The organism is Streptomyces sp. NPDC041068, from assembly GCF_040647455.1.
Lineage (GTDB): Bacteria > Actinomycetota > Actinomycetes > Streptomycetales > Streptomycetaceae > Streptomyces.
In genome coordinates this window covers 337668-358330 of record NZ_JBEZCG010000012.1, presented here as the reverse complement: position 1 = coordinate 358330, position 20663 = coordinate 337668, and the positions used below count along the sequence as shown (strand labels likewise).

The window sequence follows — 20663 nt, the reverse complement described above, 5'->3', positions numbered from 1 at the left end:
AACAAACCCTCACCACCCTCTTCGCAGAAACCCTCGGCACCGACCACATCAGCATCGACGACAACTTCTTCCACCTCGGCGGACACTCCCTCCTCGCCACCCGGCTCACCAGTCGCATCCGCGGCGAGCTGGCGGTGGAAGTGCCCATCAGCAAGGTGTTCGAGTTCCCGACCGTGGCGGGGCTTGCCGAACATCTGGCCACTGCGCCCAAGGAACCGAAGCAAAAGCGTCCGGCGCTGCGCCGTATGGCGCGTCCGAACGGCAAGACCCCCTGAATCCTGGCAAGAGCGCCAACTGGGTAGCGCCCGCCCGGCAGTTGTCCCCACACGAAAATGAATGAGGAGAAGTCATGACGAATCCTTTTGAGAACCCCGAGGGCACCTACGTCGTACTGGTCAACGACGAGGAACAGCACTCGCTGTGGCCCGAGTTCATCGAAGTGCCGAACGGTTGGCGTGTGGTCAAGGCCGCGGACGACCGCGCCGCCTGCCTCGCGTACGTGGAGGAGAACTGGACGGACATGCGGCCGGCCGGCCTGGTGAAGGCCATGGCCGGCTCGGAGGGCTGACGCACACACCGTCGGACACTTCTATCCCGAGGGCGCTCTCCACCGAGAGCCCCTCGGTTGCCCCTTCGCTCAAGGCACGGAGAAGATGGGTACACCCACAGCAGTACACGCACACGCATCCAGTGAATCCGGGGTTGTCTTCGGAATTCCGCGATGGCGTTCCGAGAATCGTCACGCCGATGCGGATACGACGACCGATTACTCATGCTCAATCCCCACCGAAACGACCGCGCAACTTCGTGTCCTTGCCGACCGCCTGGACGTACCGGTCGACTCCTTGCTGTTGGCTGCGCACGCAAAGGTGCTTGCCTCGCTCACGGGCGAGCGCTCCGTTCTGACGGGATACGTCGCCCCCGGCAGCGGCGACGGCCCTGCCCCCTGTGTTCTGCAGGTCAGTGACGGAGCCTGGTCGACGCTGGCGCTGCATGCCCGGCGCGCGGCCGAGGGGGCAACCCCTTCCGCGGCAACGGCCACCAACCCTGCGTCCACGCCCGCTTACGAGGTCGTCCTCGACCTCTCCGGCTCGACCGAGAACGCCGCGCCCGCCTCTCCCCGTCAGGCCGACGCCGAGCAGTCCTGCGAACCGGCCCTCCCGGAAGCCGTCGTACTGCGCATCGGCTTCGCGGCGGAGCCGGACGGGATGCGGCTGTTCCTGCGGGGCCGGGGTGACGTTCTCGACACCGCGTACGCACGGCGGATCGCCGGGTATCTGCTCACTTCCCTGACGTCCATGGCTGCCGACGGCTCGGCCGAGCACCAGTACCAAAGCCTCCTCGCCCCTGAGGAACTGTCCCGGCAACTCGACGACATGGCCGGACCGCTCCGTGAGCTCCCGGACCGCCGGATGCACGAGCTGTTCGAGGAGAGGGTGCGTGAACACCCCCACCGGACCGCCGCCGTGCATGACGGTACGGAGTGGACGTACGACGAGCTGAACCGGCGTGCGAACCGCATCGCCCACGCGCTGCTCGCCCACGGGCTGAAGGCCGAGGATGTGGTGGCCGTGGTCACCGAGAGAAACCTCGAATGGATGGCCGCGGCACTCGCCGTCTTCAAAGCCGGTGGCGTCTACCTTCCGGTGGAGCCGCACTTCCCCGACCAGCGCATCGCCGCCATGCTGACCCGCAGCGACTGCCGCTTCGTGCTCACCGAGCTCGGTTCGGCCTCGCGGTTGCCCGAGACACCTTCGTCGCCCGTGCTGCACCAGCTCTTCATCGCGGACCTACTCGCGAAGGGCGATGGCACATCGCCGTACGAGGAGAGCAACCCCGGCGTTCCCGTGCGTGCAGGGCAGCTCGCTTACATCTACTTCACCTCCGGTTCGACGGGCGAACCGAAGGGAGCGATGTGTGAGCACGCGGGCATGCTCAACCATCTGCTCGCCAAGATCGAGGACTTGGAGCTGGGGCCCGGCCAGACGGTGGCCCAGACCGCGCCCCAGTGCTTCGACATCTCGCTCTGGCAGTTGGTCAGCGGGCTACTGGTGGGCGCGCGGACACTGATCATCGGGCAGAAGGAGATCCTGGACGCCCGCCGCTACGTCGACACGGTCGTCGAGGGGGGCGTCGAGGTGCTCCAGGTCGTCCCGTCGTATCTGGAGGTGATCCTCACTCACCTCGAGGAGCAACCACGCACCCTTGGGCAGCTCCGCGTCGTGTCGGCAACCGGCGAAGCGCTGAAGAAGGAACTGGTCGAACGCTGGTTCGCGGCATTCCCCGGCATCAAGCTGATGAACGCCTATGGCCTGACCGAGACCTCGGACGACACCAATCATGAGGTGATGGACCGAGTGCCGGAGCCCGAGCGAGTACCCCTCGGCTCGGCCATCAGAAACGTCCACGTCTACGTGGTCGACGAGCAGCTTCAGCCGGTCCCGCTCGGCGCTCCGGGAGAGATCGTCTTCTCCGGGGTGTGCGTGGGCCGTGGCTACATCAACGACCCGGAACGGACCGCTGCCGCCTTCGGGGCGGACCCCCACCGCCCCGGCCGGCGGCTCTACCGCTCCGGTGACATCGGCCGGTGGCTGCCGCAAGGCACCCTTGAGTTCCTGGGCAGGCGGGACGCGCAGACGAAGATCAGAGGGTTCCGGATCGAGATCGGTGAGATCGAGAACCATCTGCTTCGCTTCTCCGGCGTACGGGACTCCGCCGTCGTCGTGCTGGAGGGCCCCGACGGCGAGAAGCACCTTGTCGCGTTCTATGCCGGTGAAGCCGCGTTGGACGCGGCCGTCCTACGGGAGTTCCTGGGCGACGCGCTCCCCCCGTACATGGTCCCGCGAGTCTTCCACCACCGACCCGCTCTGCCGCTGACCGACAACGGAAAGATCGACAAGAAGGCCCTGGTCCGCGACGCCGGTGACGCAGTCGCCACAAGTCCCACCGCCCCGTCCGGGACCGCCGGTGACATGCCGCGGACGGCGACGGAGAAGCGGCTCGCCGAGCTGTGGGCTCAGGTACTCGGCATCCCCATCGGCGAGATAACCAGGGGTCGGCACTTCTTCGACTCCGGAGGCACGTCACTGTCGGCCGTGCGCCTCGGGGCCGCCACCGGCGGGTCGCTGGCACTCGCCGAGATCGTCAGGTACCCGGTGCTTGCCGAGCTGGCAAAGGCCATGGACCAGATGCCCCGACAGGGTGAGGAGCACGGGGAAACGACGCCGTCCCACACGTCGAGGGCCGTCGCGGAACCGGCGCCCGGCACAGGGACGGGACACGGTGCGAAACGCCCCGCGTCCGACGGGCTCGGCCTCGAGCTGAGTCCGGGCAAGCCACCGATTCTCCGCATCACGGAAGCGGTGGCAGGGGATCGGCTCCGGGCATGGACCGCCGAACATCGCGGCAGGCTGGAAGCAGCGTTGCTGACCCATGGAGCCGTCCTGATACGCGGCCTTGGAGTGCGTGACGCGGCCGCCCTCGCCCAGGTCGCCGAGCCGATGTCCGGGGCGATCGTGCCGGAGACAGAGGCGTTCGCCCGGCGGCGTCGGCTCGGTGGCCCGGTGGTGTCCTCTCTGGAGTGGCCGCCCGACCAGGCGATGTGCATGCACCACGAGCTGAGCTACGCCCTGGAGTTCCCCCGGCTCCTCACGATCGGCTGCTTCACCCCACCGGCAGACGGCGGCGGCATCACCGGGCTCGCCGACGCGCAGGCGGTCCTCTCCGCCCTCCCCCGGCCCATCGCCGAACGCTTCACCGAACTGGGCTGGTCACTCACCCGCTCGTACAACGACCTGGTGGGCGTCCCGTGGTCGGAGTCACTGGGCGCCGCGGACCGTGCCGCGGCGGAGGCGTACTGCCGGGCCAACGCGACCGAGTTCGCGTGGCAGCAGGACGGAGGGCTCAGGACCGACCAGCGCCGCTCCGCGGTCATCACGCACCCCCTGACGGGGCGCCAAGTCTGGTTCAACCAGATCGCGTTCCTCAACGAATGGACCATGGAACCGGCGATCCGTGACTACCTCGTCGCGCAGTTCGGCTCGGACGGACTGCCGTTCAACACGCGCTACGGCGACGGGTCCCCCATCGATGCCGACACCGTGCAGGCCATCAACGAGGTGTACGAGAAGGCCACGCTGCGCGAGCCCTGGCAGGCGGGCGACGTCCTGCTGGTCGACAACATCCGCATGGCCCACAGCCGTGAGCCGTACTCCGGGCGACGTGAGATCGGCATGGTCCTCGGCGCCCCGGTCCGGCTGACCGACTGCTCGCCCACTCTCTGAACGGAGCCACCTCGGCATGAACGCGCAGATCCCCCCCTTCTCCGTCGTCACCGGCGCCCAGGTCCACCGAGCCGTGGCCGGGCGGGAACGGCAGATCATCTCGCTGATCGAAGACGCCTACCGGGTCCACGGTGAGGGCGACTCGGTCAACCCGCCCTCGTACTTCCTTCGCTTTCCCGACCGGCCCTCGTCGAGAATCATCGCGCTGCCCGCCTCGATCGGCGGACAGACCCAGGTCGACGGCATGAAGTGGATCTCCAGCTTCCCGGAGAACGTCCAGGCCGGCATCCCCCGCGCCTCCGCCGTTCTGATCCTCAACGACCCCCGGACCGGCTACCCGATCGCCTGCATGGAGAGCTCCATCATCAGCGCCACGCGCACGGCGGCCTCCGCCGCGCTGGCGGCCGACCGGCTCACCCGAGACCGGCGCAGAGGGCGTCCGCGACGTGTCGGATTCTTCGGCACAGGGCTCATCGCGCGGTACATCCACACCTATCTGCGAGGCGCGGGCTGGGACTTCGACGAGCTGGGCGTCCACGACCTGGACCCGGACAGCGCGGAGGCGTTCCGCACATACGTCGAGGGCAGTGGTGACGAAGCCCGCGTCACCGTGCACGACACCGCCGAACAGCTGATCCGCTCAAGCGACCTGACAGTGTTCGCCACAGTCGCCGGGGCACCACACGTCACCGAGCCGGGATGGTTCTCGCACAACCCGATCGTGCTCCACGTCTCGCTGCGGGACCTGTCGCCCGAGGTCGTGCTCTCTTCCGCCAACGTCGTGGACGACGTGGAGCACTGTCTCAAGGCGAGCACCTCGGTGCACCTGGCCGAGCAGTCGGTGGGGCACCGGTCCTTCATCGACGGCACCCTCTTCGACGTGATGTCCGGCCGGTTGTCCCTCCCCGAGGACCGCCCGGTCGTCTTCTCGCCCTTCGGGCTCGGCGTCCTCGACCTGGCGGTGGGCAAGCACATCCACGACCAGCTCCGGGAACGCGGCGAACTCACGGTCGTGCCCGACTTCTTCCACGACACCGACCGCTACGGGCGGCAGAGCGTGGGCGGCGAGCGTGCGTAACGAGAGGGGGCAGTCGTGCCTGTGATCACTTCGCCCCAGGAGTTCAACACGGACGACCTCTACGTCGACCTGCGTCCCGTACTCGGCAGTCGGCTCCATCTGAAGTGCGAGGGGTTCAACTTCGCCGGTTCCATCAAGCTCAAGGCCGCGGCGGCCATGGTCGAGCAGGCCGAGGAATCGGGCGTCCTCGGCCCGGACTCCATTCTCGTGGAGTCCTCCTCGGGAAACCTCGGTGTCGCCTTGAGCATGATCGCCGCCAACAAGGGCTACCGGTTCCTGTGTGTGACGGACAGCCGGTGCAACCTCACCACCCGGCAGATGATGCAGGCGCTGGGCGCCGAGGTCGTCACGGTGGAACAGCCCTACGCCGAGGCGAGTTTCCTCGCGGCGCGCCTTGAGCATGTCCGCCGACTGTGCGAGTCCGACACCCGTTACGTGTGGCTGAACCAGTACACGAACGCGTACAACTGGATCGCTCACCAGCGCACCACCGCACCGGCCATCGACCGCCAATTCCCCGACCTGGACGTCCTGTTCGTGGGTGCGGGTACCACGGGCACCCTGATGGGGTGCGCCCGGTACTTCAGGGAATCCGGACGCCCGGTGACCGTCGTGGCCGTCGACACGGTCGGTTCGGTGACCTTCGGCGGTCCCGCTCGGACCCGGATGATCCCCGGGCTGGGGGCGGGGGTGCGGCCGGAGCTGCTGGACCTCTCCTACGTCGACGACGTGGTGATGGTGCCGGAGATCGAGACGGTGCGCACGTGCCATCGGCTCGCCTCGGCGGGATTCCTCTTCGGTGGATCGACCGGCACGGTCGTTGCCGGTGCGCAGCGCTGGCTCGCCGCGCACCGCCCGGACTCGGAGGCCACTGCCGTGGCGATCTCTCCGGACCTCGGTGAGCGCTATCTGGAAACGCTCTATCAGGAGTCGTGGGTCAACGAGGCCTACGGCGACGCGATGACGGCTTCCCCGGCAGGCGCGGACCTGAACCCGATCGGAGGCCGACCGTGACCGAGCAGCTCGCCCTGACCTCCGCGCAGACCGGTGTGTGGGTCGCTCAGCAACTCAACTCCGTCGACAGGTCCTTCGCGTTCGCGGAGTACTGCGAGATCGCCGGAGCCATCGATCCCGTCCTCTTCGAACGGGCGATCCGCGAAGTGGTGGCCACCACCCCCGCGCTTCGGGCCCGGTTCGACATCGGTGACGAGGGGCTGTGCCAGTTCATCGACGAGGCGGTCGAGATTCCGGTCCACGTACTCGATGTGAGCGGCACCCCGGCCCCCCGGGCATCGGCGGAGAACTGGATCGCCGGGGACCTGGCGAAGGAGTACGACCTGGTCAAGGGCCCTCTCGTGGTCTGTGCACTGATCAAGCTCGCCCCTGAACTCTGGCTCTGGTACCGCTCCGCGCATCACATCGTCGTGGACGGATTCACCCACGCGCTGTTCGCGTCACGCGTCGCAGCCGTCTATACGGAGCTGATGACCGGGGCCCGGCATCGGTCGCACTTCCCGGCCGACCTTCGACGGGTCGTCGAGGCGGACACGGCCTACCAGGAGTCCGATGCCTTCCGCGACGACGGAGCGTTCTGGCGGGAGAAGCTGGCGGGACAGACCGACTTCGCGAGCCTCACCACGTGGCGGCCCCCGCCGAGCGCCGAATCGTTCCGAGAGAACGGCCGGCTCGCACCCGAGGATGCCGCAGACCTCCGGTCCATGGCCGGGCACCTGGACGTCCCCTGGCCGGCGCTCGTCATCGCGGCGGTGGCTGTACAACTGCACCGGGCAAGCGGGGTACGGCAGTTGGCGCTCGGCCTGCCGGTGAGCAACCGCAGGGACCCCACGCTCCGCGAGATCCCTTCGATGGTGACCAACACTGTGCCTCTGCGGCTCTCCTTGACACCGGACGCGGGCTTCGTGGCCCTGGCCAGGCAGGCTGCGGAAGGAGTGACGGAGGCGCTGCGCCATCAGCGCTACCCGATGGAGAGGCTGGCCCGGGAACTGCCGACGCTTCGAGACGGGCGTCGGCAGTTCGGCCCGGACGTCAACATCATGTCCTTCGACTACCAGGGCGACTACGCAGGTGCCCCCGCCACGGTCCACAACCTGAACTCGGGGCCGGTCGAGGACATGGCGATCAACGTGTACAACCGCGGGCCCGCCGAGGGAATGCACATCGCCTTCGACGGCAATGTCGCGCTGTACACCAGGGAGGTGCTGGCGAACCACGTGAGTGACTTCGTGTCGCTGCTCCGATCGGTGCGGGAGTTGACCGAGAGCGGTCCGATCGCTCCGTGATCCGTTCCCGCACGCGCCACCGGGCCTACGTGTCGAACTCCCCCAGCCAGTCACGGTGGAGCAGATGCTTCGGCAGATACGGCGACGTCGTGTCCATGGGGAAGTCCGCGTCGTACGCGATGGACGCGATCGCGAGGGGGCCGAGGGCCACGCGGCTCAGGGGCGGTGTGGCGCCGTTGGCGTCGGTCTTGTCGCTCCAGTAGCGCTCGTGGTGGGCGAGGGCTTCCGCCAGCGTCTGCGCGAAGGCCTCGCGGTCGCCCGCGATCAGGCGGTGGAAGAGCGCGATCGGCTGGTAGTCGACGAGGTTGAGGAAGTCGCCGGGCGTGCGGGTCGCCACGTGGGGGTGGGAGGTCTCCATGGTGGCGATGAGGTGCTGGACGACGTCGTCCATGGGGCGCCTGAGCCAGTAGCCGCGCAGCGTCTCGATCCAGTGGAAGACGTACTCGTCGACGGGTGCGGCCTTGCGCAGATCGTCCATGGGTACGTGGCAGAGCCGGATCAGCCGGTCCTGTTCGCGGCCGACGACCGCGAGGTAGAACGCGTCGAGCCAGGCGCGGGCGTCCGCCGCGGGCACGGGGCCGGTGGCGGGCAGGTGCAGTGCGTGGTCCGCGACGCGGCACTCGACCGTGTCCTGCGGGGCGGTCGCGGCGGCGAACAGTGCCGAGCCGGTCTGCATCGCCCACACCCACGCCTCCCACGTCTCCAGGCTGCCGCCGTCGGGGTCGTTCGCGAAGCGGGCGTGGCTCAGCTCCTTCGTCACCACGAAGGCGTGGCCGAGCCCGGCCGGTTCCCTGACGAGCCGGGCGATGTCCTCGGCCGTGGCGGTGCGGGCCAGTTCCGCCACGTCTGCGGCAGCGGGGCTCTGCGCGGGCCCGGCGTCCGGTCCTGGCACGGCACTCGCACCGTGCAGCCGCTTCATGATGTCCATCAGCTCGGGCGGCGGGACCACCGAGAAGGAGCGGGTCTCGTGGTCGATGACGGTGAGCGAGGTCAGCCGTCCCTGGTGCCACCAGTACAGACGGGGCGAGAGCGCGCCCGCTCCGTCCTCATAGCCGCCGAAAGCGTATCCGCCCAGGTCGTTGACCGCGTCGACCACCGTGCCGTCGGCGATCGGGTGGAACGCCAGCAGGTTCCTGCGCGGCAGGGCCACGAGCGCACCGGCTTCCGGCAGTTCGCGGCCGGTGGTCGCACGGACCAGTTCGGGCAGTACGAGCGCCTTGCTCGCCACGAAGTACGAGTCGCCGTGGACGGAGTGCAGCCGCGCGCCCTGCGGTCCCGTCACCTCGGCGTGCTCGGCCGGTTCGCGGAGGAGGTTCTCCCGGGCCGCCGCCCACAGCCGTTCCAGGCCGACGCTCTCCACATCGCGGTCGGTGAGCATGCGGACCGAGGAGGGGGTGTCGAGTGCGAAGGCCAGGAGCAGCCCTTCGGCCACGGGCCGCGCGTAGCGGAAGCTGTTCGCCATCTCGCCGGGGAAGGCGTCGTCGGGCAGGAGGCGAGGGAAGGACCGGTCGAGCAGTTCCTGCACGCTCTCCCCGCCCTGGGAAGCGTTCTCCAGCGTGGTGAAGTGCTGCTGGACCACCTGGGGCCAGTACTCCTCGGCGACGGCGCGGCATTTGTGCGCCAGGTTCGGGAGCGGATTGCGATGGCCGTTCCACAGCACGGCGTCGCCCTCGACCTGCGGGCGTATCCCGTGGCGGGCGAGGAAGTGGTCGACTGTCAGGCCCCGCAGGCGTTCGGCCTGGGGAAAGGTCAGCATCGGGAGGTGCGGGTCGGGCGCGTGGTGTTCGTTCACGCGGTGACTCTACGGAGCGGATGCGGGGCCGAGATCGCCAGGTCCTCCTCTACGGAGAGAATCCGCCGCTGTGGCCGTATCCCGTCTCCTACCGTGAGCTGACGGTTCCGTCCCCCTACGGTCTGGTACACGTCAGACCGTGGTCCGACGCGCCGTCAACTCCCCCTCACCTAGCGTGACGTGACATGAACAGCACCCGAAAGCCCCTGCCCACCCTGCGTGGACGCGCCGCCCTCGCCACCGTCGCGGCGCTCGCCCTGTCCCTCCCGGTCGCGGGGACGGCGGCCGCTTCCGCCGCGACCCCGAACGGCACGGACGCCGTTTCGGCGAGCGAGAAGGCTTCGGCTCGTCTCCAACTCCCTCGCCCCACGGGCCCGTTCACCGTCGGACGCGACACGCTGCACCTCGTCGACAAGAGCCGCAAGGACCCCTGGGTGCCCTCGGCGGGCGCGCGCGAGCTGATGGTGTCCATGTACTACCCCGGGCGCAAGGGGAGCGGGCATCCGACGGCGTACACCTCCGAGAAGGAGGCCCAACTCCTGCTGGAGCGGTGGGATCTCGACAAGGAGATCCCCGCGGCCACCTACGCCGAGACCCGAGCCTTCGCCCGCGCCGGAGCCAAGCCCGCACACGGACGGTTCCCGCTGGTCGTGCTCTCCCCCGGCTTCACCGCGCCCCGCTCCACGCTGGCCCACCTCGCCGAGGACCTGGCGAGCCGCGGCTTCGTCGTCGCCACGGTCGACCATGCCTACGAGTCCACCGGCGCGGCCTTCCCCGGCGGCCGGATCCTCACCTGCGAGGCCTGCGAGGCCTGCGAGGCCACCTCGAAGCCCGGGATGGGCAAGGTCGTCACCGAAGGCCGGGCCAAGGATCTCTCCTACGTACTCGACCAGTTGACCGGCCGCAAGGCCACCTGGCGGCACTCCGGCATGATCGACGCCGAGCGGATCGGGGCGGGCGGCCACTCCATCGGCGGCGCCGCCGCCCTCGCCACGATGACCACGGACCCGCGGGTGCGGGCAGGACTGAACATGGACGGCAGCTTCCACACGAAGCCGGCGGGCCTCAAGGGCCGCCCCTTCCTGATGCTGGGCACCGAGGTCCAGCACACGCCGGGCGTCGAGGACGGCGTGAACTGGGACGAGACCTGGCAGGGCCTGGACGGCTGGAAGCGCTGGCTCACGGTCAAGGGCTCGGGCCACTTCACCTTCACCGACCTGCCCGTCCTGGCGGACCAGGTCGGCTACACCGACCCCGAGGCCCCCCTGTCCGGCGAACGCTCCGAGCAGATCACTCGCTCGTACGTCGCGGCGTTCTACGAGCAGCATCTGCGCGGCGTCCCGCAGCCACTGCTCGACGGACCGACGCCGGGCAATCCGGAGATCACGTTCCGGCACCACTGAGGGAGGCTCTGACCGACTGGAGGGAGGCTCTGACCGGCCGAGGAACGCTCTGGTCGAAGGCGGCGCGCAGGTCGTCGCGATGGGCAGCACACAGCGGATGTCCGCCTCGTACAGGGGTCGATGTGGCCGTCCGCGATGTGCTGCTGGAATGCCGCGTTGCCCTGCGCGGCCCGGTCGCGCATGAGATCGACGAGGGCCGGCAGCCGGCCGGGAACGGCGCGATGACCTCGGCCGGCCGCCGGACCGGAAACAGCCAGGCATCGTCGGGACGCGGCCTGAACCTGACGGTGGCGTCGCGCAGGGCCCTCAGTAACTCGGCGACAGAGATGCGGAGTTAGGGCGTACGCGGCTCCGGAGTGAGCGCGGTGTGCACCTCACCGTCGAGGACGTCGAGGAAGCCGAGGAAGCCGAGGAAGTCGAGGAAGGTGAGCATCTCATCGCCATCGGCATCGAAGCCCCGCGGCTCCGGCGCGCCGCGGAAGCCCTCGTCGTGGATGTGCCGCAGCAGCCGGTGGATTGCCGGAGTCGCCGGGGATGCGGGCCGGTGGACGACGCCGCCGTGACGGCGCACGACGTTCATGCCACCACCTCCGGCTCTCTGCGTGCCGCGCGCGCCTCGGCGGCACCCGAAGTCCCATTCATGCGCTCAGCTTCATGCGCTCGGCGTGCTGGACCTCGGAGTGAGGAGCCAGGGCGGCCTACGGCGGTCCTCGGCATCGCGGTCGAACAGGTCAGTCGGCGGGCCGTCGCGCGTACGCCTCGATCTCGATCTTCATGCGGGCGTCGGCCAGGCCGCACACGAGCATCGTGGCGGCCGGCCGGACCTTGCCGAAGGCCTGGCGCAGTGCCGGCCAGCAGGGCTCGAAGTCCGCCCTGTCCGTCAGCATGTACCGCACCCGCACCACGTCGTCGAAGGTGCAGTCCGCCTCGGTCAACGCGGCCTCGATGTTGCGCAGGCACTGCTCCGCCTGTTCCACCACGTCGTCGGAGATCGTCATGGCGGTGTAGTCGAAGCCGGTCGTCCCGGACACATGCACCCAGTCGCCGTCGACCACGGCACGGGCATAGCCGATCCGCTCCTCGAACGTCGAACCGCTGAGGATCACACGTCGCTCTGTCATGCGGCGCACGCTATGTGAGCAGGGGGGATACGTCTAATACGCCGAATGGGATGGAGTGATATCTCTGTGCGTATGGAGCGTCCCGAACTTCCCCTCCCCCAGTTGCACGCCTTCGTCGTGCTCGCCGAGGAACTCCACTTCGGCCGGGCCGCCGCCCGCCTGGGCATCGCGCAGCCCCCGCTGAGTCAGCAGATCCGCCGGCTTGAAGAGAAAGTGGGGCACTTGTTGTTCCACCGTGCGCCAGGAACCGTCACTCTCACCGCGGCGGGGCGTGAGCTGTTGCCCGCCGCCCAGCGAGTCCTGACCGGCCTTGCGGACGGGCTCACCGCGGCTCGCGCCGTCGGGAGTGGGCGCGCGGGGCGTCTGCGGATCGGCTTCGCCGCCTCGCTCGCCCTGACCGTGCTGCCCGGCCTGCTGCGTACGTATCGGCACCAATTCCCCGACGTACAACTGGACATCCATGAGATGACGACCGCCCCGCAGCTCGCCGCCCTGCGTGAACAGAGCATCGACGTCGGGCTGGTGCGCGAGCCGCCCGCCGACGATTCGGAGCTTCGCTTCGAGACCGTGCTCACGGAACGCTTCGTGGCCGTCCTGCCGTCCGCCCATCCCCTCACCACCCAACGCACCGTACGCGTGGAGCAGTTGGCGGACGAGTCATTCGTGCTCCTGCCGCGTGCGGTGGGACCTCGGCTGTACGACCAGATCTCCGGGCTGTGCTCCTCGGCGGGGTTCACCCTCCGGGTCGCCCAGCATGCCGTGGAGTGGCAGACCGTCTGCGGGCTGGTCGGCGCCGGGCTCGGTGTCTCGCTGGCCCCGGCCAGCATCCGGCGCATCCGTCTCCACGGCGTCGCCTTCCGCGAGATCCGGCCCGACACCGCTCGCACGCGGGTCGCCGTCGCCTGGCGAGCGAACGATCCGGACCCGCTGGTCGCGAACCTCTTGGCGGCCGTCAGCCAGGGATCGTAGGCCAAGATCCGCGCTCAAGCCGCGGCCAGGACCAGCGAGGCCACCGCCAGCGCCAAGAAGGCACCGGGGAAAGCGATGTTGTAGAAGACGCGGGCCCGGACGTGCGCCGCGACGGCGCCCACGTAGAACAGCACCAGGCCCGTCGCGGCGGCCACGCCCAGCGGGCGGTACCCCACGAGACCGAGCAACAGGCCCAGGGCCCCTGCCGCCTTGAGCGCGGCCAGCCACGGGATCCAGGAACTCGGCAGGTTCACCTCGGCCGAGTTGTCCAGGACGAACTTCGCCTTCGCCACGTCGGCGGCGACGATCCCTGCGTTGGCCAGGATCGTGATGGCGGTGACGATCAGGTACGCGGTGTGCACGCGCCCCTCCCTTGCCCGAAAAGTGTCGGCTCCCCTGTCACCCAGCCTCGTCCTCCTCCCACCTTGCGTCCAATACCAGCTTCTCTAACCTGGCGGAGCGGAACGCGTGCCGGGGCTCCTGGCCGAGTAGGACGCGACGCTGCGGGAGACCAAGAGCGCGGCGAGCCGGGCCGACCGTGTGCTGCGCGTCGGGTTCCTGGCCGGCGCCGCGAACGAGGCGACGCCCGGCATCGTCGCCGAGTTCACCCGCCTTCGCCCCGGGTGGCGGGCGGACATGCGGCAGGCCAGCTGGTCCGACCCGACGGCCGGGCTCGCCGACGTCAATGTCGACGTGGCCCTGCTGCGCCCGCCCTTCCCCGGCGAGGAGCAGCTGCGCGTCGAGGTGCTGTCCACCGAGCCGCGGTGGGTCGTCCTGCCCTCCGACCACCCGCTCGCCTCGCGCGATGCCATCGTCTTCCGGGAGCTGTGCGAGCCGTTCGTGGCGGCGCCGCCCGAGACCGGCGCGTGGCGCGACTACTGGCTGGCCGCCGACGAGCGCGACGGGCACCCGGTCCGCGTCGGCGCCGTCACCGACCAGCCCGACGACTGGCTCAGCGCCATCGCCAGTGGTTACGGGATCGCGCTGGCCCCCGCGTCGTCCGCTCGCTTCTACGCCCGCCCCGGCATCACCTACCGCCCGGTCAGCGGCGTCAGTCCCAGTCGGCTCGCGGTCGCCTGGGCCCCGGGCGACGACGACAACCCGGTCGTCCAGGACTTCGTACGCTGCTGTCTGCGCGGCGGTCTCGACCAGGGCACCGCCGTCTGACCGGACAGCGGGATCACCACCGCGCCCGGGAGCCGCAGCCTGCCGTCAGTCGGCCCGGATGTGCCTGAACGGGCCGTCCAGCGCCGCCCATTGGAGCAGCATGATGGTCTTCGCGTCGGCGATCTCGCCGCTGCGGATCATCGCGAGTGCCTTACGGAAGGGCAGTTCCACCGCGGCGATGTCCTCGCCTTCCGCCGCGATGCCGCCGGGCGCGGAGGTGGCGGTGCCCGGCCCGTAGGGGGCCGCGAAGAAGTGGAGACGTTCGGTGACCGAGCCAGGGCTCATGTAGACGTCGAAGACGCGCTCCGGGGTGCCGACCGTGTGACCCGTCTCCTCGGCCGCCTCCCTGCGGATGGCCTCCTCGGGGCTGTCGCCGTCCAGCAGGCCCGCTGCGGTTTCGACGAGCATGCCGTCGGGGTGTTGGTTGACGTAGGCGGGCAGCCTGAACTGCCGTGTCAGCAGGACGCTTTGGCGGTCCGTGTCGTGGAGCAGGATCGTGGCGCCGTCACCGCGGTCGTACGTCTCGCGCTGCTCACGGCTCCAGTGGCCGTCGGAGTGCTGGTAGTCGAACGTGGTCTTGCGCAGGACGTACCAGTCGCAGGACAGCACCTCCACGTCATGGATGCGTACGCGCGGGTTGCCGGTCACGTCGCGGCCGTGCTGGTCGAGTTGCGTGCGCCCCCGGCGGTCCGGGGTGTCGATGCCCGCGGTCATCGGGCGGCGGCCGGTACGTCGTCGAGGCTCGTGTAGACGGCCTTGCCGCGTGCGCGGGCCCGGGTGACCATCAGGTCCGCGCCTTCGGAGGGGCCACCGATGCGCAGGACCGCGTCGCAACGGGCGAGGAGTTGTTCGGCCACGGGGTGGAAGATCTCTTCGTACGCGGTGTCGCCGGGGCCGGCGCTTCCCGCCGCCTCCAGCAGGGGCAGTGCCAGGGCCTCCCCCGTGACGCCGAGATGACCGGCGCGGAACAGCCGCAGCGCGACGTCGTTCATTGCTCTGACGTTCGCTTCGAGCTTGCGGGGGTCGTCGCCTGTGCCCGAGCGGTAGGGGCCTGCGACGAGGATCATCAACGAGTGGTCGGGGGCGGGGGTTTGGTTCGGGTCGGTGGTTCGGCCAGGGGCAGGGGTTTCCACAAGAGCACTTCCTTGAAGCGAAGGTGACGTGACGTCAAACCAGTTGGACGAGTCAGACCAGGAGGGTCTCGACGCCCGCCTTCCGCAAGGCCCTCAGGGACTGCGGGCCGTTGGGGTGGGTGGCCTCGTCGTCGGCGGCCGCGTCCGTGACGAAGCAATCGACGGCGCCGAGCGGGGCGACCTGGCTGAAGGCGCGGACGCCGAGCTTGGTGGCGTCGGCGACCGCGATGGTGCGGGCGGCCTGGGCGAGGCCGACCTGTTTGACGGCCGCGTCGTCCAGCGAGAACTCCGACCAGCCGTGCTCGGCGTGGACACCGCCGATGGACATCACGAAGCAGTCGAAGGCCAGCGACTCCAGGGCGCGCAGGGCCAGCGGCCCCACCAGGGAACGCTCGCCCTGACGTGAGCGCCCGCCGATGACGAGCAGCTCGATGTCGGGCCGGTCGGCCAGCCGTACCGCCGCCTGCAGGCTCAGCACGGCGACGGTCAACGGAGCCCGGGCGGCCAGGTGTTCGGCCACGTGCGCGGTGGTGGTCCCCGCGTCAAGGAGTACGCGGGAACCGGGTTCCACGAGCGCGGCGACGGCCGCGCCGAGCCGGTCCTTGGTCGCGGCCTGCCACGACTCCCGGGCGTCGAAGCCCTCGCCCCCTTCGGGCGGGCGGACGGCCACGGCACCGCCGTGCACACGCCGCACGAGACCTCGGCGCTCGAGCGTGTCGAGATCACGGCGGACGGTCATCTCGGAGACACCCAGGCGCTGGGAGAGCTCCGACACGGAAATCCGGTCGGAGCCCTGCACCAGCCGCAGGGTCAGGTCCAAACGATTGGCTACACCCATGGCTCATTTCTAACACAGAGATGTTCGAACGCACACCATCCTGTGACCTACGGAGACGCAGTAGGAGCTCGCCAGTCCTGTGAATGCACCTCTGAATGCACCTCAGCGGTAGTCGGCCAGGCCGTCCGCGAGCTCTTCTTCGTCGCCGTCACGGAGGGGGCGTAGAGGGCTTGCTGCAGGGCCGAGGCCGAGGCCGAGCCCGGCGAGTGCGTCCAGGACGGCTGCCCGCGCGGGCAGCCGGGCGGCCGCGGCCCGAGTGCGGGGCAGGCACACGACACGGTCCGAGCCGATCACCACGATGCGGAACTGCCCCTGCCGTACCGCGAGGTCGTCCGGTTCGTCGTCGGGCAGCAGACGGCTCAGCAGAGCGCGGTGCGTCGTACGGATGCTCACGGGTGTGCCCTCTGGGCACTTCGGCGGATCGGAGTCGCCCCACGCATCCAACCGCTCCAACTACCGCCCCGGCGAACGCATTTCGCCACGGCACTGATGAGGATGGAGGCACGCCAGTTGATGAACCAGAATGCCCGTGACTGCCGTGAACGCCGATCCCGAGGTCATACGGTGGATCGGTGAGACGCGCACACCGCAGGCGATCCTGGGCCGGCTCCGCGACTCCCCGACCGCCGCGTAGGCCCTCAGATCACCGGGGGACGGCCGAGGCGCGTCATACGGAACACGGTCCGCCACCGCATCGGCCGACGCCTTCCGCACGGAGTGCGCAGCCCCTCGGCGAATCCTCCGGCCCACGCCTTCAGTCCGGCCGCCGAGCGGGTCCGGGCGAGCGTGAGCAGGATCCACACCCCCAGGTACACCGGCACGAGGAGGGCAGGCAGATGACGGCGGGCCAGCCAGACCCGGTTGCGGGCGGTCATCCGGTAGTAGACCGCGTGCCGGGCCGGGGAGGTCTTGGGGTGCCGCAGCAGCAGTTCCGGCTCGTAGAGGATCTTCCATCCGTCGTCCAGGGCCCGCCAGGCCAGGTCGGTCTCCTCATGGGTGAAGAAGAACTCCGCTGGCCAGTCGCCGATCCGGTCCAGCATCGGCATCGCGAAGGCGTGTCCGCCGCCGAGGAACGCGGTCACCAGGCCGCGCCGCATGGGGTCCTTCGCGCGCAGGCGCGGGATGTGACGGCGGGCGGTCTCACCGTGTTCGTCGGCGATCCGGAAGCCGACGATGCCCAAGCCCGGGTCGGCGGTGAAAAGATCACGGATCCGTCGAAAGACGTCGTCCTGGACGAGGAGGCCGTCGTCGTCCAGCTCGACCACGACGTCGATGTCACCGAACTCCCGGAGCCTGGCGATGCCGGTGTTGCGGCCGCCGGGGCAACCCAGGTTCTCCTCGTTCTCGATGACCGTCACCTCGCCGGGCAGGCCCGGAAAGTCCGGCAGCGGCGACCCGTTGCCGACGATCACGATGCGCGCGGGCGGCACGTCCTGCTTGGCCACCGACGCAAGCAGCTCGTCGACCTCGCGCGGCCGGTTGCCCATGGTCACGATCACGACCCCAAGGCGCGGCAGCTCCACAGCACGGACTCCCTCTCGACGGCGACGGAGAAAGTGAGCCTAGCTGTTCACCGCTCGGCCTCTGACCGTCCAGGTCCCGTTCGAATGAGCACTCGATGCCATCCGCCCGCTTCTCCTTGGCGACTACCTCTAGCCGCCCCCCTGCCCCCAACCGCATCCACCCCAGCGCCCACATTCACCCCACCGCGCTGGTCGGTGACGACGTCATCATCAGGCCGAGCGCTCGGGGCTGGGAATTCACCACGGTCCGTGACGGCTACGTCATCGGCGCGGGTGCCGCCGTGGGGTTCAACTGCGAGGTGACGCACGCGTTTGTCGGCGAAGGTGCCGTGCTCGGTCACCGCATCGGCATCAACCGCACGCTCACCCGGCGCCGAGGAGGCCCTGGGCGACGGCGCCGGACACGTCCGCCCGGAGGATCCCTAGTCCGCCCGTCGCCACACCGTCATGTCCGTGGTCAGGAAGGCGATATCAGGCATCGCGGTCGACTTCACCTGGAGCGAGAGCAGGGCTATGTCTCCGTTGCGGTGCTTGACGCAGATCTCGCTGCCTGCCGCCGCCGCGGCCAGCGGGAGGCGGTGTTCCTTCGCGCCGGTGAGTTCGAAGCGGCATGTGTCGAGGTCGGCGCCCGGCTTGGCGTACCGCAGGTGGAGCACGCTGGTGTCGCTCTCCAACGCGCAGCCCGCGTCATGCGCGCAGGTGAAACGGATGTCCCCCTTGCGGTCCTCGCGCTGGGCCGGCTCCCTGAGGCTGAGCGAGTTCTTCGCGTCCAGCCACTGGCCGGGGTAGGGCTCACCCTGCGTCGAATTCAGGGCGTCGGCAGGAGAACCGGACTTTCCCGAGCCTTTCTTTGATCCTTCGTCGGAGTCCGAGCCGGAGTCGGAGTCGGAGTCGGAGGCAGAGTCGTCGGCGGATGACTCGTCCGACTTCTTGCCACCGGACTTCGACTCCGACGCCGAGTCGGAGCCCGCCGACGGCGCCGACGGCTCGGTCGACCCGCTCCGGTGGGTTCCCGATGCCTCGTCCTTGCCTCGGCCTCGGAAGAGGCTCGTCGCGTCCGCCACCGTCCATGCCAGCGCCGTGAGCACCAGTACGCCCGCCGTCGCTCCCGCGGCGACGGCCAGCTTGGTACGGCGTCTTCGCGACGGCGAGCCGTCCGGGGCCGTCGGATGCAGGCCTGCGGGAAACAGGCCTGCCGGATGCGGGCCTGCTGGGTGCCGGCCCACCGGATACTGACCCGCTGGATACGTTCCCGCAGGGTGCTGGCCCACCGGGTGCTGACCCGTCGGCAGGAACTGCGTGGGCACCGGCATCGGGTACGCCGGGGTGGGCTCGGGGACCGGGGGCGGGACCGTCACCTCCGGGCCCATGGCCTCCCGCCAGACGGCCGGCCCCGCTCCCGCGTCCGCCGCGCCGCCCAGCCGCTGACGGCACCACTCGACGATCTCCGCCAGAGTGGCCCGCTCCGCCGGGTCGGCGGCCATGCACCGCGCGATGAGGGGGCGCAGCTGCTCGGGCAGCACGGACAGGTCGGGGTCGGAGTGGACGATCCGGTACAGCACGCTGACCGCGGGGCCGTCCCCGTACAGCGACTCGCCGAGCACCGCGAACGCCGCGGTCTGGCCCAGCGCGAAGACGTCGGTCGCCTCCGTGACCGAACCGCCGGTCGCCTGCTCGGGAGCCATGAACTGGGGCGTGCCGACGGCGGCCCCCGTGGCGGTGTACGAACTGACGCCGGAGGCCAGCGAGATGCCGAAGTCGATGACGCGCGGCCCGTCGGAGGAGAGCAGGACGTTCGACGGCTTCAGGTCGCGGTGGACGACCCCCGCGCCATGGATGGCCTGCAGTGCCTCGGCGATCCCCGCCACCAGCCAGAGCACCGCGGGCACCGGCAGGGGACCGCGCAGGCCGACGGCCTCCGCCAAGGAGGGACCGGGTACGTACAGCGTGGCCAGCCAGGGCGGTGCGCCGTCCGCGTCGCCGTCGATCAGCTCGGCGGTGTACGCGCCCCTGACCCGCCGCGCGGCCTCCATCTCCCGGCGGAAACGGCGCCGGAAGGCGGGGTCGTCGGCCAGCTCGGGGCGTACGACCTTGATCGCCACCGCCCTGCCGCCCTGGGTGTGCGACAGGTAGACCCGGCCCATGCCGCCCGCGCCCAGCCGGGCGGCCAGACGGTAGCCGGCCACCACGGACGGATCGTCCGCCTGCAGCGGCTGGAACACCGCGCTCGCCTCGGTCATCGACCGCTCCCCCCTGCTGTCCAAATCCCCTGAGTCCCCATGAATGCGCTGATCCCCTGGTCAACCCCCGGGTCGACCACGGCAGCAGCCTATGTCGTGGCTTCAATGCCGATCACGGTGGGTGAACTTCATGGTATGGATCATGGGGATTTCTCCCGATATCCTCAGCGGCCCAGCGGCCGGACCCCGGCTCGGTCCCGGGACTGGGACTGGGACTGGGACTGGGACCGGGACCGGGACTGGGACCGGGACTGGAACCGGTCCCGGAACCACGCGGCCGTCCCCACCAGCACCGCCACCCCCAGCCCGTACACCGGCAGCCACAGAGTCGTCGTGGCCGACAGACGATCGGCGACGGCCTCGTCGGCCCGGACCTCCTGCGCGTACGCGAGGGCGGCGCCGTCGCTGCCGCCCAGGTTCCCCAGCTCGGCCTTCGCCCGAAGCGCCTCGTAGCGGCCCATCCGCCCGCACGTGTCGCGTGTGTCCGGCATCGGGAGCAGCCAGGCCTCGCGCTGCAGCAGGGGTGCGAGTGCGATGGCCGTGCACAGGCCGATGACCAGTGCGTACGCGACCAGGCCTCACAGGTATGCCGAGCGGATGTCCGGAGTCCACCGCGCCCGTCGCTGGAAGGCGTTCATCACCGCGAGGAGCGTCACCCCGATGAACGTGGCGAACCACTGCCACGATCCCTGGGCGAGCGCGAACATCAGCACCGCGGCGAGTCCGATGCCGATGACCCCGGGGGCCGGAACGGCCTCACCTCCGGAGCCAACGGTGCCTGCGGCGCCAACGGTCCCTGCGGCACCTACCGAGACA

Annotated in this window: 20 protein-coding genes and 2 pseudogenes; 10 read left to right on the top strand and 12 right to left on the bottom strand. The window is 69.9% G+C overall.

Annotated elements, in window-relative coordinates; genetic code table 11:
* From AB0B50_RS28235 to AB0B50_RS28210, 6 genes are all read left to right on the top strand, one after another.
* On the top strand, positions 1–275 hold a 275-nt coding region (locus AB0B50_RS28235; RefSeq protein ID WP_362337750.1), incomplete at its 5' end, for a phosphopantetheine-binding protein.
* Positions 276–349: 74 nt separating this feature from the next.
* Positions 350–568, top strand: a complete 219-nt coding sequence (locus tag AB0B50_RS28230) for an MbtH family protein (protein WP_362337747.1) — start codon at positions 350–352, stop codon at positions 566–568.
* A gap of 283 nt (positions 569–851) precedes the next feature.
* A complete protein-coding gene (locus AB0B50_RS28225; protein ID WP_362337744.1) occupies positions 852–4283 on the top strand; it encodes an amino acid adenylation domain-containing protein in 3432 nt (1143 codons plus the stop codon).
* Positions 4284–4299: 16 nt separating this feature from the next.
* Positions 4300–5361, top strand: coding sequence for a 2,3-diaminopropionate biosynthesis protein SbnB (gene sbnB, locus AB0B50_RS28220; RefSeq protein WP_362337741.1), 1062 nt, complete (start codon positions 4300–4302; stop codon positions 5359–5361).
* 15 nt (positions 5362–5376) lie between these two features.
* The gene (gene sbnA / locus AB0B50_RS28215) at positions 5377–6375 is read left to right on the top strand and encodes a 2,3-diaminopropionate biosynthesis protein SbnA (protein WP_362337738.1); all 999 of its coding nucleotides are present in this window, start codon (positions 5377–5379) and stop codon (positions 6373–6375) included.
* Positions 6372–7661, top strand: coding sequence for a condensation domain-containing protein (locus AB0B50_RS28210; RefSeq protein ID WP_362337735.1), 1290 nt, complete (start codon positions 6372–6374; stop codon positions 7659–7661). Before sbnA ends, AB0B50_RS28210 begins: the two co-directional genes overlap by 4 nt.
* Before the next feature lie 25 nt (positions 7662–7686).
* Here AB0B50_RS28210 and AB0B50_RS28205 read toward each other — a convergent pair whose 3' ends face one another.
* Entirely contained in the window at positions 7687–9453 is a 1767-nt protein-coding gene (locus AB0B50_RS28205; RefSeq protein ID WP_362337732.1) for an immunity 49 family protein, read from the bottom strand.
* A gap of 185 nt (positions 9454–9638) precedes the next feature.
* Here AB0B50_RS28205 and AB0B50_RS28200 point away from each other — a divergent pair, with 185 nt between their 5' ends.
* Positions 9639–10856 carry an alpha/beta hydrolase gene (locus AB0B50_RS28200; RefSeq protein WP_362337729.1) on the top strand — a complete coding sequence of 406 codons (1218 nt, stop codon included), beginning with the start codon at positions 9639–9641 and terminating at the stop codon, positions 10854–10856.
* Positions 10857–10978: 122 nt separating this feature from the next.
* Entirely contained in the window at positions 10979–11194 is a 216-nt protein-coding gene (locus tag AB0B50_RS28195; RefSeq protein ID WP_362337726.1) for a hypothetical protein, read from the top strand.
* Here the strand turns inward: AB0B50_RS28195 and AB0B50_RS28190 are convergent.
* Entirely contained in the window at positions 11191–11436 is a 246-nt protein-coding gene (locus AB0B50_RS28190) for a hypothetical protein (RefSeq protein ID WP_362337723.1), read from the bottom strand. The genes AB0B50_RS28195 and AB0B50_RS28190 overlap by 4 nt on opposite strands.
* Before the next feature lie 151 nt (positions 11437–11587).
* Entirely contained in the window at positions 11588–11977 is a 390-nt protein-coding gene (locus AB0B50_RS28185; RefSeq protein WP_362337720.1) for a RidA family protein, read from the bottom strand.
* A 72-nt stretch (positions 11978–12049) separates the two neighbouring features.
* On the opposite strand from AB0B50_RS28185, the gene AB0B50_RS28180 reads away from it, so the two are divergent.
* Positions 12050–12946 carry a LysR family transcriptional regulator gene (locus AB0B50_RS28180; RefSeq protein WP_362337717.1) on the top strand — a complete coding sequence of 299 codons (897 nt, stop codon included), beginning with the start codon at positions 12050–12052 and terminating at the stop codon, positions 12944–12946.
* Between the two features lie 14 nt (positions 12947–12960).
* Here the strand turns inward: AB0B50_RS28180 and AB0B50_RS28175 are convergent, their stop codons facing one another.
* The gene (locus AB0B50_RS28175) at positions 12961–13308 is read right to left on the bottom strand and encodes a DoxX family protein (protein ID WP_362337714.1); all 348 of its coding nucleotides are present in this window, start codon (positions 13306–13308) and stop codon (positions 12961–12963) included.
* Positions 13309–13405: 97 nt separating this feature from the next.
* Here AB0B50_RS28175 and AB0B50_RS28170 point away from each other — a divergent pair.
* A pseudogene (locus AB0B50_RS28170) lies at positions 13406–14113 on the top strand (LysR family substrate-binding domain-containing protein); the annotation flags it as partial.
* A gap of 45 nt (positions 14114–14158) precedes the next feature.
* Here AB0B50_RS28170 and AB0B50_RS28165 read toward each other — a convergent pair.
* The 8 genes and pseudogenes from AB0B50_RS28165 to AB0B50_RS28130 all read right to left on the bottom strand — a co-directional run bounded on the left by AB0B50_RS28165 (position 14159) and on the right by AB0B50_RS28130 (position 20560).
* Positions 14159–14827, bottom strand: a complete 669-nt coding sequence (locus AB0B50_RS28165) for an NUDIX domain-containing protein (protein WP_362337711.1) — start codon at positions 14825–14827, stop codon at positions 14159–14161.
* Complete coding sequence (locus AB0B50_RS28160) at positions 14824–15180, bottom strand: DUF4406 domain-containing protein (RefSeq protein ID WP_362337708.1); 357 nt, start codon at positions 15178–15180, stop codon at positions 14824–14826. Before AB0B50_RS28160 ends, AB0B50_RS28165 begins: the two co-directional genes overlap by 4 nt.
* A 118-nt stretch (positions 15181–15298) precedes the next feature.
* Positions 15299–16084 carry a DeoR/GlpR family DNA-binding transcription regulator gene (locus AB0B50_RS28155; RefSeq protein WP_362337705.1) on the bottom strand — a complete coding sequence of 262 codons (786 nt, stop codon included), beginning with the start codon at positions 16082–16084 and terminating at the stop codon, positions 15299–15301.
* Positions 16085–16228: 144 nt separating this feature from the next.
* A pseudogene (locus AB0B50_RS28150) lies at positions 16229–16477 on the bottom strand (phosphotransferase); the annotation flags it as partial.
* Positions 16478–16722: 245 nt separating this feature from the next.
* A complete protein-coding gene (locus AB0B50_RS28145) occupies positions 16723–17607 on the bottom strand; it encodes a glycosyltransferase (RefSeq protein WP_362337702.1) in 885 nt (294 codons plus the stop codon).
* A 422-nt stretch (positions 17608–18029) separates the two neighbouring features.
* Positions 18030–19847, bottom strand: a complete 1818-nt coding sequence (locus tag AB0B50_RS28140) for a serine/threonine-protein kinase (RefSeq protein WP_362337699.1) — start codon at positions 19845–19847, stop codon at positions 18030–18032.
* A 164-nt stretch (positions 19848–20011) separates the two neighbouring features.
* A complete protein-coding gene (locus AB0B50_RS28135; protein ID WP_362337696.1) occupies positions 20012–20338 on the bottom strand; it encodes a hypothetical protein in 327 nt (108 codons plus the stop codon).
* 87 nt (positions 20339–20425) lie between these two features.
* A complete protein-coding gene (locus AB0B50_RS28130) occupies positions 20426–20560 on the bottom strand; it encodes a hypothetical protein (RefSeq protein WP_362337693.1) in 135 nt (44 codons plus the stop codon).
* Positions 20561–20663: the final 103 nt, after the last annotated feature.